The organism is Arthrobacter gengyunqii, from assembly GCF_023022985.1.
GTDB classification, from domain to species: Bacteria; Actinomycetota; Actinomycetes; order Actinomycetales; family Micrococcaceae; genus Arthrobacter_B; species Arthrobacter_B gengyunqii.
Map to the genome: position 1 here is coordinate 2,997,156 of NZ_CP095461.1, position 17,022 is coordinate 3,014,177.

Sequence of the window (17,022 nt, forward strand, 5' to 3'; positions counted from 1 at the left end):
CTAAGCTCCCTTCACGGCGGTGCGTACGAGGACGACCTGGCCGCGGGCGCCGGGAATGGCACCCTTGATCAGCAGGAGCGACTTCTCGGCGTCCACACCGTGAACCGTGAGGTTCATCGTGGTGTGGCGGACAGCGCCCATGCGGCCTGCCATCCGAACGCCCTTGAAGACGCGGCCCGGGGTGGATGCGCCACCGATGGAACCGGGCTTACGGTGGTTCTTGTGTGCACCGTGGGAGGCACCGACGCCGTGGAAGCCGTGACGCTTCATAACACCGGCGAAGCCCTTGCCCTTGGAGGTTCCGGTGACGTCGACCTTCTGGCCGGCTTCGAAAATCTCAACAGAGAGTTCCTGGCCCAGCTCGTAGGTGTCGGCGTCTGCGGTGCGCAGTTCAACAACGTGGCGGCGAGGCGTGACGCCTGCCTTTTCAAAGTGGCCGGCCAGCGGCTTGGTCACCTTGCGCGGGTCGATCTGGCCGTAGCCGATCTGAACGGCGGTGTAGCCGTCCTTATCCGCGTTGCGCAGCTGCGTAACAACGTTTGAGTCAGCCTGGACAACGGTCACGGGGATGAGCTTGTTGTTCTCGTCCCAGACCTGAGTCATGCCCAGCTTGGTGCCCAGAAGGCCCTTGACCTGGCGTGTAAGTGAAGTAGACATATGTATCTGCTCCCCCCCTACAGCTTGATTTCGATGTTCACGTCTGCAGGCAGGTCAAGACGCATCAGCGAGTCAACGGCCTTAGGCGTGGGGTCAATGATGTCGATCAGACGCTTGTGCGTGCGCATTTCAAAGTGCTCGCGGCTGTCCTTGTACTTGTGCGGCGAACGGATAACGCAGTACACGTTCTTCTCCGTGGGCAGCGGCACGGGGCCTACTACCGTTGCGCCTGCACGCGTGACCGTCTCAACGATCTTCCGTGCTGATACGTCGATGACCTCATGGTCATACGACTTCAGCCGGATGCGGATTTTTTGTCCCGCCATGGCGTCGTGCCTCTTTCTTCGAGTATTGCTCTCTGTACAGTTTTTGTACCTAGCTGCCTTTACGGCCTGGCACTCCTCCAACAGACTGAATCCGGATAAATCCGGGTTCCTCACCCTGCCGAGGCTCCGACCCCCGCGCTCGGGCGTGTCGCGGATGTTGCATCTGCGACGCCCTGGCAAGAATGGGGGCGGGTTATATATGGGCTTTTCCCTAAAGGACTCGACCCTGCATCAGGCATTATCCTGATCGGGACGCAATCTCATCACGCACTTCCACAGATCTCTTCAGACCGGACGGGCGCATGCGGGTATAAAAGCGCTTGAACAACTTCTCCAGTCTGCCAGAACGGCGGCGAATGCGCCAATCGGAGCGTCCGCTGCCCGACAGACCTGCCGCGATCCTCCGCGGCCCCTTTTGCAAGTCAACGTTCCCCAGTTTAGCGCAGGCCGGGGCCGGCAAAAAACCCGGGCTCAGGGCTTGCGGTTGGAACGGCGGATGCGCTTGCCCCGGTCGATTTCGCGGCGGAACGTGCGGCGGCCCCATGCGACGCCGCCGACGACGGCCACAACAACGGCAAGGATTATCAGTAGTTCCATCTGTCGATACTAAACCAGCCGGGGCCAGCCCCCTAGGGAACCGACCCGCCCGCTGTGTCCGATCGCACCCGGTTCAGCCTCCAAACGGCGAGGGCGATCAGAGCCGCGGCCAGCAGCGCAAGCAGCAGGAATGTGTAGCCGCGCAGGTACCACAGCACGGCAACGGCCACTCCGGCGGCACCCCAGACTGTGAACAGCCTCCGGCTGGCCAGGACGCCGAAGGCAAGCAGGCCGGCATGTGCCACCAGCGCCCACACCTGCTCTGCAACGTCCGCGCTGACTACTGTGGTCAGGCCCGTGCAGGACAGCAGCGCCGCGGAGGCTGACAGGACAATGCCTCCTCGCCGGCCGCGCTGTCGATAGAACTCGTAGGCGGCCAGCACTGCCAGGACCACCACCCAAAATTGCACCGACCAGAACCACGCGGTGTCATCTGCGAAGAACCAGATGATGCGCTGCAGAGCCAGCGCAGCCACGAGGGCAGCGGCTTCGCCCGCATCCTCCCGCCGCGTGGGCGGTACCTCAAAGACTGCGGCCGCCAGTGCACAGATGAGGACCACGGAACCGTACACCGCCGAGGCATTGTCGGTGGACATGGCAGCAACGCCCGCCCCTGCGGCGATGACGGACGCGCTGGAACCGAAAATGCGCTGGCGCAGCTCGGCGTCGGGATTCCGCGGCAGGACGGAGGACATCCAGCGCATCGCATACAGCGCCAGGGCCGCTGCAAAGCCCGGCCACAGCTGCGCGGCGCCGGGCATGGAAGCGGTCTCCAGAATGTCGCGGAGGATCCATCCGTAGAGCAGAAAGGAAGCGGCCAGGACCGCCGCGGATGTTGCAGCAGCGAGCCACGGAAGCGTCCGGGTGAAAGAAACGCAGAGAAGCCCCGCGGCCAGCAGCAACAGAGCCAACCCGCCAAACAACCTCAGGCCCTCCCACGCGGCCATCGCCAACACCAGCACGGAATATCCGTCGGCTGCAACAAGGAAGGGATTGCGGACACTGAGCCCGGCATCTTTGCGGCACTCGCCGAAGAGCGCTGCTGCTCCCAGCACCAAGAGGGTCACGCAGGCGCCGGCCAGTGAAAGGGGTGACTCTGCGGCACCGGGCCCTCCGCCCAGGATTCCCCCGCTGCTGAACCCCAAAACAGGGGCGAGCACAACGGGCAGCACTCCGAGGGCATAGACGCCGGCGTAGAGTGCGCTGCCGTTCCGGTACTTGCTGTAGGCCGCCAGGGACACGCTGAGGAGCAGCACCAGCGAGAGCGCCACAACGTGCCGCTGAATCCCTCTGCCGGCCATCAGGTAGTAGGCGAGGGGCAGCAGGGCCAGCACCGCGACACTCCCCCACTGAGCCGCCAACACCAGCTGACCCAATCCAACACCGGCGAATCGGTCCTGGAACACCGTTCGCGCCAGCTGCTGAACGGCCACCGAAACAGCCACGGCAACAAACACGCCATGCACACTCAAATCCAGGTCCGCAACGATCAACGCCGTCAGGACAGTCAGCAGCACCTGAGCTGCCAGCACGTACCGCCCCCGCATTTCGACCCGCGCCCAGCGCAGCGCCATAAACCCGCAGTACAGCAAAGCCGCGCCAACCAGCACCTCGTACCCGCGCAGGCCCAGCAACCCGGCACCGATCACGGCAGCAGCGGCAAACCCACCAGGGCCAACCCATTCCAACCAGGACCTGGAGGCAAAGAACCCCCGCAGCACCACGGACGTCAGCACATTCACTGCCAGCGCAGCGAACAACACGCACAACGTGAGCACGGTCCCCGGCTCCTCCACGAACCGCAGCCACACCGTGAGTACCGGCACCAACCCGAAGGCAACACCCAGCGTGGCACCCGCAAACCGAACCGGACGGCCGGCAACCAGCCCAGTCCCCGTTGCTGCCTGCACGAAGAGCGCCATCCCCACTGCGATTCCTATCAGCAGCAGGTAGGTGGCGGTTTGGCGCGGCACCGCAATTTGGGCGTAGGCGAGGGGCAGCAGGGCCAGCACCGCGACACTCCCCCACTGAGCCGCCAGCACCAGCTGACCCAATCCAACACCGGCAAACCGGTCCTGGAACACCGTTCGCGCCAGCTGCTGAACGGCCACCGAAACAGCCACGGCAACAAACACGCCATGCACACTCAAATCCAGGTCCGCAACGATCAACGCCGTCAGGACAGTCAGCAGCACCTGAGCTGCCAGCACGTAGCGGCCCCGCATTTCGACCCGTGCCCAGCGCAGCGCCATAAACCCGCAGTACAGCAAAGCCGCGCCAACCAGCACCTCGTACCCGCGCAGGCCCAGCAACCCGGCACCGATCACGGCAGCAGCGGCAAACCCACCAGGGCCAACCCATTCCAACCAGGACCTGGAGGCAAAGAACCCCCGCAGCACCACGGACGTCAGCACATTCACTGCCGGCGCAGCGAACAACACGCACAACGTGAGCACGGTCCCCGGCTCCTCCACGAACCGCAGCCACACCGTGAGTACCGGCACCAACCCGAAGGCAACACCCAGCGTGGCACCCGCAAACCGAACCGGACGGCCGGCAACCAGCTGGACCACGGACAGCATCTGGTTCACCAGCACAGCGGCCGCGGACAATGCCAGGGCCCAGGTCCAGACGGTCTGTGCCCCCAGTCCGGCGGCTTCCATTGCTGCAACGGAAAGCACGGGCACCAGGCCAGTGGCGGCAAGCCGTCCGCCGAGGATAAAGTCCTGCCGCGCCCCTCCGGTTGCAGAGACGGCGCGTACTGCGAGGAAGGCAACGAGGAGGACGCCCAGCAGGACAGCCGTCCACAGCGATCCACTCTCAGGATCAAACATCCGGGGAATAAAGCCGGGAAGGACCACGGCTGCGACGGTTACGGCTGGAACGAACTGCACCTTCACGACCGCGGCCATGAAAGTCATCAGAACCAGCACGGCCGTGATGGTGAATACGGCCAAGCCGGCGGCGTCCCCCGAGACGGACGCCTCGATTCCGGCAGCAACCCCGGCCGCTGCCTGAAGGCACAGCAGGAGAATCAGGTCCGCGCCGAAGAATCGCTTTCCTCCGACAGCGTCATAATGGCGGCGCCACGCCAGCAGCCCGGCTGTTTGGAACAGGAGGAGCAGGGAAACGACAAGGATCGAGATTCCGGCATCATCGCTGAGTTTGTAGCCCAGCACGGCCAGGCCCGCCGTGGCCGAGATCCGGAACCCGTAGCTGTTCATCAGGCGTTCCCGCCGCGGACTCTGCAGGAACACAACAGCGTAGTAGCCGGCGAAGGACAGGAACAGGATGGAGAACTGCCACCCGCCCAGTTCGGCGGCGGTGACGACAGCCACGGCTCCCGTGGCCGGAACCAGGAAACGGTGGGAGCGGACGAAGGCATCGAGGTACAGGTTGTTCAGCCACGAAGGGCGGCGAATGGCCAGCAGCGAAATCCCTGTTGCCAGCAGGACGGTGCAGAGGAAGTACCAGACAATTCCGGAGCGCAGGGCTGCCCCGGAGGCCAGCGCCGTGGAGAGCAGGAAGGTCATGGACAGATAGGCAACAACCCTGCTGTCCAGCTTCGCAGCTGCGTAGGCAAACGCTGCGGTTCCGACAATGGACGTCGCCAGCCAGGCCAGAGGCCCATCGCGGAGCACAAAGTTGTTCAGCGCCAGACCCACCACGGGAATGAGAGCCAAACCGGTCCCGGTAAAGGCAACACCGGCGGGCCGCAGCCGGCGGATGCGCGCATGCACTGCCAGCCCTCCGGCGTAGAAAATGCCTGCAACCGCTGTTACGCCCGCAAATCGTGCCGTCTCGGGTATCGCAAGGCCGATGAACAGTGAGGCGGCGGCAAGCAGGAGCAGGCACGCAGCGTAGAGGGTGATGTTGATGTTGCGCAGATCCCGGCGTTGTTTGCCGGCTTCTTCAGCGGCCCTCAGAACCGCTAGTTCCTGGGGGTCCGAGGGCACACCGGCAGGAATCACGGGCTCCGCGTGGGTGGGCCGCGCCGACAGGGGGCGGGCGGGATGCGTTGGCAGGGGGCGGGCGGGCTCCGCGACGGCTGACGGCGATGCGAACTCCGGGGAAAGCACCGGCTGGCTGGAAACGCGCTCTGATTCAGGCGGCGGCCCGGGCAGGCGGGGCGTCCGCGGTGGTTCGGCGGTCCCCGGGGCTGCTGAACTCCGGAGGGCGTCAGCGCCGGCTTCGCAGGCCGCCGGCTCGGGCACGGAAGCAACCGGAGGCTGAAAACCGCCGCGGCAGAACCAACCCAGGGCGAAGCCCATGCCCAGGAGCGCCAGAGCCGCCCCGACAACTAATACCATTGCTCGTCAACCCCCATTAAGCGATGCAAATCTGCTTCACATCATAGGGCCGCGGCGACTGACTCCGGACATCCGCGACTCGCGGCTGGGATAACCGTCTCCTCCGCACCGGCTCTGTGACCGGTTTTAAAGCAAGATGTCCCCGCTGCCTGGGCAGCGGGGACATCTTTTCAGTTCGTATCCATGCCCGGAGGCAGGATCCTCACCGAAGATTCAGCAAGTAAGGAAATTACTTGATGATCTTGGTGACACGGCCTGAACCAACGGTGCGGCCGCCTTCGCGGATAGCGAAGCCGAGGCCTTCTTCCATGGCGATGGGCTGGATGAGCTCAACGGTCATCTCAGTGTTGTCGCCGGGCATAACCATTTCCGTGCCCTCAGGCAGGGTGATAACGCCGGTTACGTCCGTGGTGCGGAAGTAGAACTGCGGGCGGTAGTTCGAGTAGAACGGGTTGTGGCGTCCGCCTTCATCCTTGGACAGGATGTAGACGTTGGCCTCGAAGTCGGTGTGCGGGGTAATGGAACCCGGCTTCACGATGACCTGGCCGCGCTCTACGTCTTCGCGCTTGATGCCGCGGAGCAGGAGACCACAGTTCTCGCCTGCCCATGCTTCGTCAAGCTGCTTGTGGAACATCTCGATACCGGTAACCGTGGTCTTCTGGACCGGACGGATGCCGACGATCTCGACCTCGGAGTTGATGGCAAGGGTACCGCGCTCGGCGCGGCCCGTGACAACAGTTCCACGACCGGTGATCGTGAAGACGTCCTCGATCGGCATCAGGAACGGCTTGTCCTTGTCGCGGATCGGGTCCGGCACGTTGTTGTCAACGGCATCCATGAGCTCTTCGACGGAAGCAACCCACTTCGGGTCGCCTTCCAGAGCCTTGAGGCCGGAGACGCGCACGACGGGAGCGTTGTCCCCGTCGAATTCCTGGGAGCTCAGCAGTTCGCGAACTTCCATTTCAACGAGGTCCAGCAGTTCCTCATCGTCGACCATGTCGGACTTGTTCAGTGCGACCAGCAGGTAGGGAACGCCAACCTGGCGGGCGAGCAGAACGTGCTCGCGGGTCTGGGCCATCGGACCGTCGGTAGCGGCAACCACGAGGATTGCGCCGTCCATCTGAGCTGCACCGGTGATCATGTTCTTGATGTAGTCAGCGTGACCGGGGGCGTCTACGTGTGCGTAGTGGCGCTTCTCGGTCTGGTACTCGATGTGCGAGATGTTGATGGTGATACCGCGCTGGCGCTCTTCAGGTGCAGAGTCGATAGCAGCGAAATCGCGCTTTTCATTCAGATCAGGGTACTTGTCAGCAAGCACCTTCGAAATGGCAGCGGTCAACGTCGTCTTTCCATGGTCAACGTGACCAATGGTGCCGATGTTGACGTGCGGCTTAGTCCGCTCGAACTTTGCCTTCGCCACGGGTTCCTCCTAGAAAGGTTGAAGACTCAATCTCCAACAGCGCTTCTCGCTGCTGAAACTGATGTAAGTCTACTGGGGGCTGTTTATTTGATGAAATTGCCGTATATCCGCAGCAGCCTGGCGAGGCCGCTCAGTCTGGCTATGCAGCGGGCTTCCGGCCGGAGCCTTGGCCCGCTGCACACAGCTGGTGTTCCGAAGTTGCCCCCGGAACACCAACCAGGGTTTTATTCGCCGCGCACCTTCTGGATGATCTCGTCGGCTACTGCCTTCGGGACCTCTGCGTAGCTGTTGAACGACATGGAGTACACGGCGCGGCCCTGCGTCTTGGAACGCAGGTCGCCGATGTACCCGAACATGCCGGACAGCGGCACGTGGGCGCGGATGACCTTGACGCCTGCGGCGTCTTCCATGGACTGCATCTGCCCGCGGCGGGAGTTGATGTCACCGATAACTTCACCCATGTATTCCTCAGGGGTGCGGACTTCAACATCCATCAGCGGTTCGAGCAGTACAGGGTTCGCCAGGCGGGCGGCTTCCTTGAAAGCCTGTCGTCCGGCGATCTTGAACGCCATTTCCGAGGAGTCAACATCGTGGTAGGCACCGTCAAGCAGGCTTGCCTTGACACCGACCACGGGGTAACCGGCGAGCACACCTTCGGTGAGGGCGCTCTGGATACCCTGGTCAACGCTGGGGATGTATTCGCGGGGAATACGGCCACCGGTGACCTTATTGTCGAACTCGTAGAACACGCCTTCCGACGTATCCATCGGCTCGATCGCGATCTGGACCTTTGCGAACTGGCCCGAACCACCGGTCTGCTTCTTGTGCGTGTAGTCATGCTTGGCCACAGCGCGCTTGATGGTTTCGCGGTAGGCAACCTGGGGCTTGCCCACGTTTGCCTCGACGCGGAATTCGCGGCGCATGCGGTCAACCAGGATGTCCAGGTGCAGCTCGCCCATACCGGCGATGATCGTCTGGTTGGTGTCTTCGTCGAGGGAGACCTGGAAGGTCGGATCCTCTTCGGAGAGCTTCTGGATGGCCGTGGAGAGCTTCTCCTGGTCACCCTTGGTCTTCGGTTCGATGGCCACGGAAATCACGGGCTCCGGGAAGCTCATGGATTCCAGCACGATCGGGTTCTGAAGGTCGCACAGGGTGTCACCCGTGGTGGTGTCCTTCAGGCCGATGGCAGCGTAGATGTGACCGGTGGTGATCTCGTCTACCGGGTTTTCCTTGTTGGCGTGCATCTGGAAGAGCTTTCCGATGCGCTCCTTCTTCTGCTTGGTCGCATTCATGACCTGGGCGCCGGAAGCAGCGTGACCGGAGTACACGCGGATGTAGGTCAGACGGCCGAAGAACGGGTGCGTCACAACCTTGAACGCCAGTGCCGAGAACGGGGCGTTGGCATCAGCGGCGCGTTCGAGGATGACCTCTTCGTCGCGGATGTCGTGGCCCTTGATGTTCGGGACGTCAAGCGGGTTCGGCAGGTACGCGACGACGGCGTCAAGCATCGGCTGGACGCCGCGGTTCTTGAACGCGGAACCGCACAGCACCGGGTAGACCAGCGAGTTGATGGTCAGGTGGCGGATGCCGGCCTTGATTTCCTCGGTGGTGAATTCTTCACCCTCGAGGTACTTGTTCATCATTTCGTCGCTGGCTTCAGCAACGGTTTCGATGAGCGCAGCACGGTACTCTTCGGCCTTTTCGGCCAGATCGGCCGGGATGGGCTCGACCTCGTACTTGGCGCCCATGGTGACATCACCCTTGGAGTCGCCGCGCCACGTCAGTGCACGCATTTCGACGAGGTCGACAACGCCTTCGAACTCGCTCTCGGCACCGATGGGCAGCTGGATAACCAGCGGCTTGGCACCAAGGCGGTTGATGATGGTGTCCACTGTGAAGTAGAAGTCAGCGCCGAGCTTGTCCATCTTGTTGACGAAGCAGATGCGCGGAACGTTGTACTTGTCAGCCTGGCGCCAAACAGTCTCGGACTGCGGCTCCACGCCTTCCTTGCCGTCGAAGACGGCTACTGCGCCGTCAAGCACGCGCAGGGACCGCTCAACCTCGACAGTGAAGTCCACGTGACCCGGGGTGTCAATGATGTTGATCTGGTTGTTGTCCCAGTAGCAGGTGGTGGCTGCGGAGGTGATGGTGATGCCCCGCTCCTGCTCCTGTGCCATCCAGTCCATGGTGGAGGCGCCGTCGTGCGTCTCACCAATCTTGTGGTTGACACCCGTGTAGAACAGGATGCGCTCGGTGGTGGTTGTCTTACCGGCATCAATGTGGGCCATGATGCCGATGTTGCGGACCTTGTTCAGGTCGGTAAGCACGTCAAGTGCCACGGTTTCTCCCTTTGTTGGTTTTTTGCCGGTTCGACTGCGTTTATCTGCTTCGGGCCCTGCACCCCGCCGGAGCGGGATACAGGGCCTTCAGGAGTGGCCGCCGTCGGCCTGGCTTATTACCAGCGGTAGTGTGCGAAGGCCTTGTTGGATTCGGCCATCTTGTGGGTGTCTTCGCGGCGCTTGACTGCTGCACCGAGACCGTTGGACGCGTCCAGGATCTCGTTGCGCAGACGCTCGGTCATGGTCTTCTCGCGGCGGGCCTTGGAGTAGCCAACCAGCCAGCGCAGAGCCAGTGCGGTTGCACGGCCCGGCTTGACCTCAACGGGAACCTGGTAGGTGGCGCCGCCGACGCGGCGGGACTTGACCTCAAGGCTCGGCTTGATGTTGTCCATGGCCTTCTTCAGGGCTGCAACGGGGTCTCCCCCGGTCTTCTCCTGAGCGCCTGCGAGTGCACCGTAAACAATGCGCTCTGCGGTGGACTTCTTGCCGTCAACGAGAACCTTGTTGATCAGCTGAGTGACCAACGGGGAGCCGTAAACGGGATCCAGTACGAGCGGCCGCTTGGGGGCCGGACCCTTGCGGGGCATATTACTTCTTCTCCATCTTCGCGCCGTAACGGCTGCGAGCCTGCTTGCGGTTCTTGACACCCTGGGTGTCAAGTGCGCCGCGAACGATCTTGTAACGAACACCGGGCAGGTCCTTCACACGACCACCGCGAACGAGGACGATGGAGTGTTCCTGCAGGTTGTGACCCACACCGGGGATGTAGGCCGTAACCTCGATGCCGCCGTTGAGGCGCACGCGGGCAACCTTACGGAGCGCAGAGTTCGGCTTCTTCGGGGTGGTGGTGTAAACGCGGGTGCAAACACCACGGCGCATCGGGCTGCCCTGGAGGGCAGGAGCCTTGGTCTTGGAGACCTTGGGTGACCGGCCCTTGCGGACCAGCTGCTGAATCGTAGGCACTTTCGTGTTCTCCGTTTTTTCTCGAGATAAGTTCTCTTGGTTGCTCCGCCCCGCTGTCAGCTGTGACAACAGCCGAGGCGACGCGCTTTAAGTCGTCATTTCCGCAATGCCTCGAGAAGCTCCGATTTTCTCGCGAAAGCGACCGTAGGCGTGCAAAAGTGTGGCATTCGTTGCACAGGAACCCTGCAACCCGGAAACAGGCCCGCTACGCTGAGCGTCCTTCATCCACTGCCACACAAACAATTGATTATTAGTCTAACAGACTTAAGCTTCCCTGCCCGACGGTGCGGCAGGAATCACATCTTTGATGCCGGCTTCCGCACCCGGGCGCTAACTTCCGGCGACCAGGGCGGCGGTAATCTTCGCCGACGTCTGCTGCAGATGCGGCAGCACGGCCGCAACGGCTTCCTCCAGCGTACTCCCGCCGGCCCCCAGTGCCTGCATGGACGTGTTGATGGCGGCAATCACTTCTCCGTCCGGGCCAAAGACCGGAACGGCAACGGAACGCAGCCCCGCTTCCAGTTCCTGGTCCACCACTGCCCAGCCCGCTTCACGCACCCGGCTGATCTCTTCGCGGAGGGCGGGGACTGTGGTGACGGTCCGCTCCGTCAGCGGCTCCGGCCGTACGTCGGCCAGGTACTGATCCAGTGCAGGGACCGGCAGTCCTGCCAGCAGAACCCGTCCCATGGACGTGGCATAGGCCGGGAAGCGGGTGCCGACGGCGATGCCCACCCGCATCAGCCTCCGGGTGTGAATCCTGGCGACATAGACAATTTCCTGTCCGTCAAGGATGGACGCGGACGTTGACTCCGAGATGGTGCGGGACAGGTCTTCCAGCAGGGGCTGCGCCAGCTGCGGCAGCGTCTGACCCGAGAGATAGGAGTACCCCAGGGCCAGCACCAGGGCGGTTAGCTCAAAGTTGCGGCCGTCGGTGCGCATGTACCCCAAATCCACCAGTGTCAGCAGAAACCGGCGGGCAGTGGCGCGGGTCAGTCCGGTCCGGCGGGAGACCTCGCTCAGCGTCATGCTGACGTGGTCGGCGTCAAAGGCGCGGATCACGCTCAGGCCGCGCGCCAGCGACTGGACGTGCTGGCCGCTGGCAGCGGAGGTCTCGCTCATGTCTCCCTTACGGATAACGGTCCCGGCTTAGCCTCAGTTGCAGGCCGGATCACGGATCAGCGGAACATCCATCACGGCTGCCAGCTCCTCAAAGCGGATGCCGTGGGTTTCACGCACGTGCACGCCGTCCTCCTTCAGCAGGAAGACCGCTTCATTAGTGTAGACGCGGGTTACGCATCCCACTCCCGTCAGGGGGTAAGTGCACTCCCGGACGAGTTTGCTCATCCCCTCCCGGGTGAACAGGGACATCATGACGTAGACGTCCTTGGCCCCCGTTGCCAGATCCATGGCTCCGCCCACGGCAGGGATCGCATCGGCTGCGCCGGTGTGCCAGTTGGCCAGGTCGCCGGAGGCTGAGACCTGGAATGCGCCCAGCACGCAGACGTCCAGATGCCCGCCGCGCATCATGGCGAAGGAGTCTGCGTGATGGAAGTACGCTGCCCCGGGCAGCTCCGTGACCGGGATCTTTCCGGCGTTGATGAGGTCGCCGTCAATCTCGCTCCCCTGCGCTTCCGGACCCATCCCCAGCATTCCGTTTTCCGTGTGCAGGGTGATTTTCTGGTCCGGCACCAGATAGTTGGACACCAGGGTGGGCTGGCCGATCCCCAGATTGACGTAGGAGCCGGGTGCGATATCCCCCGCCACCAGTTCCGCGAGCTGAAATTTATCCAAGCGTGCACCGGTGTCCGTTACGACTGCCGTGCCTTCAGTTGCCCGGTCTCCCGTTGATGTGTTCATGCTGCTGCCGGCTCCTGTTCCTGTTCCACGCGCACCACGGTGTTGACGTAAATGCCCGGTGTGACAACGTTCTCGGGATCGATGTCCCCTGCGTCCACGACCTCGCGCACCTGGACAATGGCGTTGGCCGCCGCGGCGGCCATGATGGGACCGAAGTTACGGGCGGTCTTGCGGTAGACGAGGTTCCCTTCCCGGTCGGCACGCAGTGCCTTGACCAGCGCAAAGTCCGCGGAGAGCGGGGATTCGAAAACGTAGCCCCGGCCGTCGATGATCCGGGTCTCCTTGCCCTCAGCGAGCATCGTTCCGTACCCGGTTGGCGTGAAGAACCCGCCGATGCCCGCCCCGGCGGCACGGATCCGCTCTGCAAGGTTGCCCTGCGGCACCAGCTCGAGTTCGATGTCCCCGGCCCGGAACTTCGCGTCGAAGATCTGCGAATCAGACTGGCGCGGGAAGGAACAGATGATCTTCTTCACCCTGCCTGCGCCAATAAGGGCGGCCAGGCCGTGTTCGCCGTTGCCTGCGTTGTTGTTCACCACCGTCAGGTCCGAAGCTCCCTGGCGGAGCAGCGCCTCGATCAGCTCCACCGGTTGTCCGGCCCTGCCGAATCCGCCGATCATTACGGTGGCCCCGTCGGTGATGGGCGCAACGGCCTCGTCGACGTCCTGCACAATGTTGAGCACAGTTTTCCCCTAGTTCCCGGTGTTGGTTGAGTTTTCGAGCACTACGGCCAGGCCCTGCCCGACGCCGATGCAGATCGCGGCAACACCCCATCGCTCTCCGGAGGCTTGGAGCCGGCGTGCCAGCGTCCCCAGAATCCGGGTGCCGGAGGCACCGAGGGGGTGCCCGATGGACACTGCCCCGCCCCACGCGTTGACGATGTCCGGGTCAATGTCCCAGGCATCGAGGCAGGCCAGGGACTGGGCCGCGAAGGCTTCGTTGAGTTCCACGGCGCCGACATCTCCCCAGCCGATCCCGGCACGCTTGAGGGCCAGGTTGGCGGCTTCGACCGGCGCATAGCCGAAGTACTGCGGTTCGTTGGCGGCGGCGCCGCGCCCGGCGATGCGGGCCAGCGGAGGCAGCCCCAGAAGGCCTTCGGCTGCCTCGCTCCCCAGCCAGGCCGCCGAAGCGCCGTCGTTCAGCGGCGAAGCATTGCCCGCGGTTACCGTGCCGCCCGCGGCGTCGTCTCCGGCGGGGCGGAACACGGTGGCGAGGGTGGACAGTTTCTCCACCGTCGACCCGGCACGGATGGATTCATCCCGGTCCAGGACAACACCGTCGACGGCGACGGTCAGGTTGGCGTAGTTGCCTTCGTCCCAGGCCTTGGCGGCCAGCACATGGGACTTTGCCGCAAACTCGTCCTGGCGGTCCCGGGTGATGTTGTACTTTTCGCGCAGCTGCTCGGTCGCTTCGCCCAGCGACACGGTCCATTCCGCGGGCATGGCGGGGTTCACGAGCCGCCAGCCCAGCGTGGTGGAGGCGAGCGTCTGGTTCCCTGCGGGATAGGCCTTCTCGTTTTTCGGGAGCACCCAGGGCGCACGGCTCATGGACTCCACGCCGCCGACGAGCATTAGGTCAGCTTCCCCGGTGTTGATCTGCCGGGACGCGATGATCGCGGCATCAAGGGAAGAGCCGCAGAGCCGGTTCACCGTGGTTCCCGGGACCGACGTGGGCAGGGAAGCCAGCAGCGACGACATCCTGGCGACGTTGCGGTTCTCCTCGCCGGCGCCGTTGGCGTTGCCGAACACCACTTCGTCGACGGCCGCAGGGTCCAGGCCGGGGGCGCGGTCGACGGCGGCACGGATGACCTGCGCTCCCAGGTCATCCGGCCGGACTCCGGCCAGCGCTCCGCCGAACTTTCCGAACGGCGTGCGGACTGCGTCGTATATGTATGCCTGATTCATCGGATCTCCACCCCGTCGAGCTCTGCGAATACCTGCTGCGCCGTTTTGAAGGCGGAGTTGGCGGCGGGAACGCCGCAATAGATGGCGGACTGCAGGATGATCTCCTTGATTTCGTCCCGGGTCAGCCCGTTGGTCAGGGCCGACCGGACATGCATGGCGAACTCCTCCAGGTGCCCGTGGGCGATCAGCGCGGTGAGCGTGATCGCACTGCGCATGGTCCGGGGCAGGCCGGGCCTGGTCCAGATGCTCCCCCATGCGTATTTGGTGATCAGATCCTGGAAGTCAGCCGTGAACTCGTCCTTGGCGGCGTTCGCCCGGTCCACATGGGCCGCGCCGAGCACCTCGCGGCGGACGGCCATCCCCTCGTCATAAACATCCTGCTGGGTCTTGCCTGCATCCTCGATCACGGGTTCTACAGTCCTTCCTGATATGCCGCGCCAAAGAAGCGGCGCAGCAGTTCTGCGGTTTCTTTCGGCTTCTCGGCCGGAAGCAGGTGGGCCGCTCCGTCAACGGCGGCGCTGGTGCCGTTGGGGGTGCGTACGGCAATGAATTCAGCGTCCGACGGCGGGGTGACCGCGTCCTGTTCGCCCGCCAGGGCGAGCAGGGGCAGGGTGATGTCGCCGAGGCGTTCCCTCACATCGAATCCGGCCAGGGCCTCGCAGCAGAAGGCGTAGGAGAACCGGTCCGCGTCCTGGAGGGAGTGCAGCAGTGCAGTCGCGGCGGCCGGTTCCCGCTCGATGAAGCCGGGTGCAAACCAGCGTTCGGCGGAGCCGCTCAGCACCGCCGGAGTTCCTTGGTTCCGCACCGTTTCGGCGCGTTCGGCCCAGCCTTCGGGGCTGCCGACCTTAGCGCCGGAGCACAGGATCGACAGTCCCTCGAAGTCCGAAGCGTGGTCCAGTCCCAGCTGCAGTCCAACGGCGCCGCCCAGGGAGACTCCGGCGTAGTACACGCTCTGCTGGTCGGTGATGTCTCCTCCGGCACGTGCTGCGGCGACGAGGCCCGCAACGGAGTCCCCCAGATCCGAAATGCTGAACGCCTCAGTGGCCGCGGGGCTGACTCCGTGTCCGGGCAGATCCCAGGCGATCACGGTGAAGTGCTCCAGGGCCGCTGCTGCGGCGGACCACAGTGCTGCGGCCGAGGTGCCCAGCGACGGTCCGGCAATCAGGACGGGAGCATCCGGGCCGGCATCACTGAGCAGGCTGGCTTTGAGTACGGGCTGGCTCACCGGGAGCTCCTTACGGGATAGGCGGCAACAACGGGATAGGCGGCAACAATGCGGTCAATCAGGGCGGACGCCTCGCCCACGTAATTGGCCGGATCCAGCTGGGCTGAAAGCTCGGCATCGGACATGACGTCAGCAGGCAGTGCCTGCCGCAGCAGTTCTGCCAGGGAGTTTCCCGTGGCCAGCGAGGTGGAGACGAGCTCCTGCAGGCGGGTTTTCCCGGTGCCGGGTCCGCCGTCGGCGTCCAGCAGCGGAGCGACGGTGGACATCAGGCGTTCGCTGACCACCAGCGGCCCTGCGGCATCGAGGTTTTCGCGCAGCGTGCCGGTGTTCACGGTGAGGCCTTCGGTCAGTTCGGCAAGTTTCGCTGCTGCGCCGGAGGCCAGCCGCAGCAGGGAACGCAGCGCCTGCCACTCGGTGTGCCACGAGCCGCCGGGGCGCTCGTCATCGGCGGCGCCGGCGGCCGTCTGGAGCTGCACTCCGTAACCGGGGCCGGCCAGGGCTGCGCTGCGGATCAGCACGGACAGCACCGGGTTCCGTTTCTGCGGCATCGCCGAGGAACCCCCGCGCCCGGCGGCACGGGGTTCGGACACCTCGCCCACCTCGGGCCGGCTCATCAGCAGGATGTCGTTGGCGATCTTGCCGGCAGCGGACAGCAGGTCCTGCAGCGCGGCACCGACTGCCGTGACGGGCAGCCGGTTTCCCTGCCACGGTGCAGGGGGTGCAGCCAGTCCCAGCCGGGCGGCCAGTTGATCGGCAAGATCCAGGGGCGCAGCCGCTGATCCGCTGGCATCCACAACGTTGCGCAGGGCCGCAAGCGTTCCCGAGCCGCCGCCCCATTGCAGGGGCAGGCGGGCTGCAGCGGCCTCCAGGGCTTCAGCCGCCTGGCCAACCCCGTGCAGCCACTGGGCGGCGCGGAGTCCGAACGTCGAAGGAAGGGAATGCTGGGTGAGGGTCCGGGCCACGCACAGGGTGCCCCGGTGCTCGACGGCGAGGCCGGCCAGTGCTGCCATTGTGCGCCCGGCGTCGGCGGCAATGCCTGCCAGGGTGTCCGCGGTGACCAGCATCAGCGCCGTGTCCAGGATGTCCTGGCTGGTGGCGGCAGTGTGCACAGCGTCCGCCGCGGCGGGTGCGGTTTCGCGCACCTTGGCGCGCAGGTCCGACAGCAGGGGGATCACCGGGTTGCCGCCGCCGGCGGACCGGGCGGCCAGGGACGCCGGGTCGTAAAGGTCCGCTTGGCAGGCCGGTGCGGCGTCGCCGGGCACCTGCGGCGCTATCACGCCTGCGTCGGCGAGGACCCGCAGCCAGGCCAGTTCGACGTCGAGCAGTGCTTGGATAATCCGGCGGTCTCCGGTTTGCGCCGCGCCGTCCGTGCCGGCCCACACCGGTGACAGCAGCCCGTAATCGGCTGCATCAGTGAATTCAGCCAT

The 17,022-nt window shown here is 64.4% G+C and carries 15 protein-coding genes; all 15 read right to left on the minus strand.

Annotated features, from left to right (window positions below; translation table 11 throughout):
- Positions 1 to 657, minus strand: coding sequence for a 50S ribosomal protein L3 (rplC, locus tag MUG94_RS13760; RefSeq protein ID WP_104052738.1), 657 nt, complete (start codon positions 655 to 657; stop codon positions 1 to 3).
- A gap of 17 nt (positions 658 to 674) precedes the next feature.
- Complete coding sequence (gene rpsJ / locus MUG94_RS13765) at positions 675 to 983, minus strand: 30S ribosomal protein S10 (RefSeq protein WP_003803825.1); 309 nt, start codon at positions 981 to 983, stop codon at positions 675 to 677.
- A gap of 471 nt (positions 984 to 1,454) precedes the next feature.
- Complete coding sequence (locus tag MUG94_RS17245; RefSeq protein ID WP_269436971.1) at positions 1,455 to 1,580, minus strand: hypothetical protein; 126 nt, start codon at positions 1,578 to 1,580, stop codon at positions 1,455 to 1,457.
- Between the two features lie 32 nt (positions 1,581 to 1,612).
- Positions 1,613 to 5,890, minus strand: coding sequence for a YML083C domain-containing protein (locus tag MUG94_RS13770; RefSeq protein ID WP_227906646.1), 4,278 nt, complete (start codon positions 5,888 to 5,890; stop codon positions 1,613 to 1,615).
- Positions 5,891 to 6,119: 229 nt separating this feature from the next.
- Complete coding sequence (tuf, locus tag MUG94_RS13775) at positions 6,120 to 7,310, minus strand: elongation factor Tu (protein WP_227892319.1); 1,191 nt, start codon at positions 7,308 to 7,310, stop codon at positions 6,120 to 6,122.
- A 224-nt stretch (positions 7,311 to 7,534) separates the two neighbouring features.
- Complete coding sequence (fusA, locus tag MUG94_RS13780) at positions 7,535 to 9,649, minus strand: elongation factor G (protein WP_227892320.1); 2,115 nt, start codon at positions 9,647 to 9,649, stop codon at positions 7,535 to 7,537.
- 116 nt (positions 9,650 to 9,765) lie between these two features.
- A complete protein-coding gene (gene rpsG / locus MUG94_RS13785; RefSeq protein ID WP_104052741.1) occupies positions 9,766 to 10,236 on the minus strand; it encodes a 30S ribosomal protein S7 in 471 nt (156 codons plus the stop codon).
- A gap of 1 nt (position 10,237) precedes the next feature.
- Positions 10,238 to 10,612: a 30S ribosomal protein S12 gene (gene rpsL / locus MUG94_RS13790; protein ID WP_104052742.1), complete on the minus strand. Its 375-nt coding sequence runs from the start codon at positions 10,610 to 10,612 to the stop codon at positions 10,238 to 10,240.
- A gap of 330 nt (positions 10,613 to 10,942) precedes the next feature.
- Complete coding sequence (locus MUG94_RS13795) at positions 10,943 to 11,731, minus strand: IclR family transcriptional regulator domain-containing protein (protein ID WP_227906647.1); 789 nt, start codon at positions 11,729 to 11,731, stop codon at positions 10,943 to 10,945.
- Positions 11,732 to 11,764: 33 nt separating this feature from the next.
- Entirely contained in the window at positions 11,765 to 12,469 is a 705-nt protein-coding gene (locus MUG94_RS13800) for a 3-oxoacid CoA-transferase subunit B (protein WP_227906655.1), read from the minus strand.
- Positions 12,466 to 13,149 carry a 3-oxoacid CoA-transferase subunit A gene (locus MUG94_RS13805; protein WP_227892323.1) on the minus strand — a complete coding sequence of 228 codons (684 nt, stop codon included), beginning with the start codon at positions 13,147 to 13,149 and terminating at the stop codon, positions 12,466 to 12,468. The genes MUG94_RS13800 and MUG94_RS13805 overlap by 4 nt, the downstream gene beginning before the upstream one ends.
- A gap of 9 nt (positions 13,150 to 13,158) precedes the next feature.
- Positions 13,159 to 14,370 carry a thiolase family protein gene (locus tag MUG94_RS13810; protein WP_227906657.1) on the minus strand — a complete coding sequence of 404 codons (1,212 nt, stop codon included), beginning with the start codon at positions 14,368 to 14,370 and terminating at the stop codon, positions 13,159 to 13,161.
- The gene (pcaC, locus tag MUG94_RS13815; protein ID WP_341481666.1) at positions 14,367 to 14,777 is read right to left on the minus strand and encodes a 4-carboxymuconolactone decarboxylase; all 411 of its coding nucleotides are present in this window, start codon (positions 14,775 to 14,777) and stop codon (positions 14,367 to 14,369) included. The genes MUG94_RS13810 and pcaC overlap by 4 nt, the downstream gene beginning before the upstream one ends.
- 5 nt (positions 14,778 to 14,782) lie before the next feature.
- The gene (locus tag MUG94_RS13820) at positions 14,783 to 15,595 is read right to left on the minus strand and encodes an alpha/beta fold hydrolase (RefSeq protein ID WP_227906658.1); all 813 of its coding nucleotides are present in this window, start codon (positions 15,593 to 15,595) and stop codon (positions 14,783 to 14,785) included.
- On the minus strand, positions 15,592 to 17,022 hold the full coding sequence (locus MUG94_RS13825; RefSeq protein ID WP_227906660.1) for a lyase family protein: 1,431 nt from the start codon (positions 17,020 to 17,022) through the stop codon (positions 15,592 to 15,594). Before MUG94_RS13825 ends, MUG94_RS13820 begins: the two co-directional genes overlap by 4 nt.

Excerpts from the sequence above, each read along its gene's own strand:
- MUG94_RS13770 (WP_227906646.1), bottom strand. The coding sequence starts at position 5,890 with ATGGTATTAGTTGTCGGGGCGGCTCTGGCGCTCCTGGGCATGGGCTTC.
- MUG94_RS13825 (WP_227906660.1), bottom strand. The coding sequence starts at position 17,022 with ATGGCTGAATTCACTGATGCAGCCGATTACGGGCTGCTGTCACCGGTG.
- MUG94_RS13810 (WP_227906657.1), bottom strand. The coding sequence starts at position 14,370 with ATGAATCAGGCATACATATACGACGCAGTCCGCACGCCGTTCGGAAAG.
- MUG94_RS17245 (WP_269436971.1), bottom strand. The coding sequence starts at position 1,580 with ATGGAACTACTGATAATCCTTGCCGTTGTTGTGGCCGTCGTCGGCGGC.
- MUG94_RS13800 (WP_227906655.1), bottom strand. The coding sequence starts at position 12,469 with ATGAACACATCAACGGGAGACCGGGCAACTGAAGGCACGGCAGTCGTA.
- MUG94_RS13795 (WP_227906647.1), bottom strand. The coding sequence starts at position 11,731 with ATGAGCGAGACCTCCGCTGCCAGCGGCCAGCACGTCCAGTCGCTGGCG.
- rplC (WP_104052738.1), bottom strand. The coding sequence starts at position 657 with ATGTCTACTTCACTTACACGCCAGGTCAAGGGCCTTCTGGGCACCAAG.
- rpsJ (WP_003803825.1), bottom strand. The coding sequence starts at position 983 with ATGGCGGGACAAAAAATCCGCATCCGGCTGAAGTCGTATGACCATGAG.
- rpsG (WP_104052741.1), bottom strand. The coding sequence starts at position 10,236 with ATGCCCCGCAAGGGTCCGGCCCCCAAGCGGCCGCTCGTACTGGATCCC.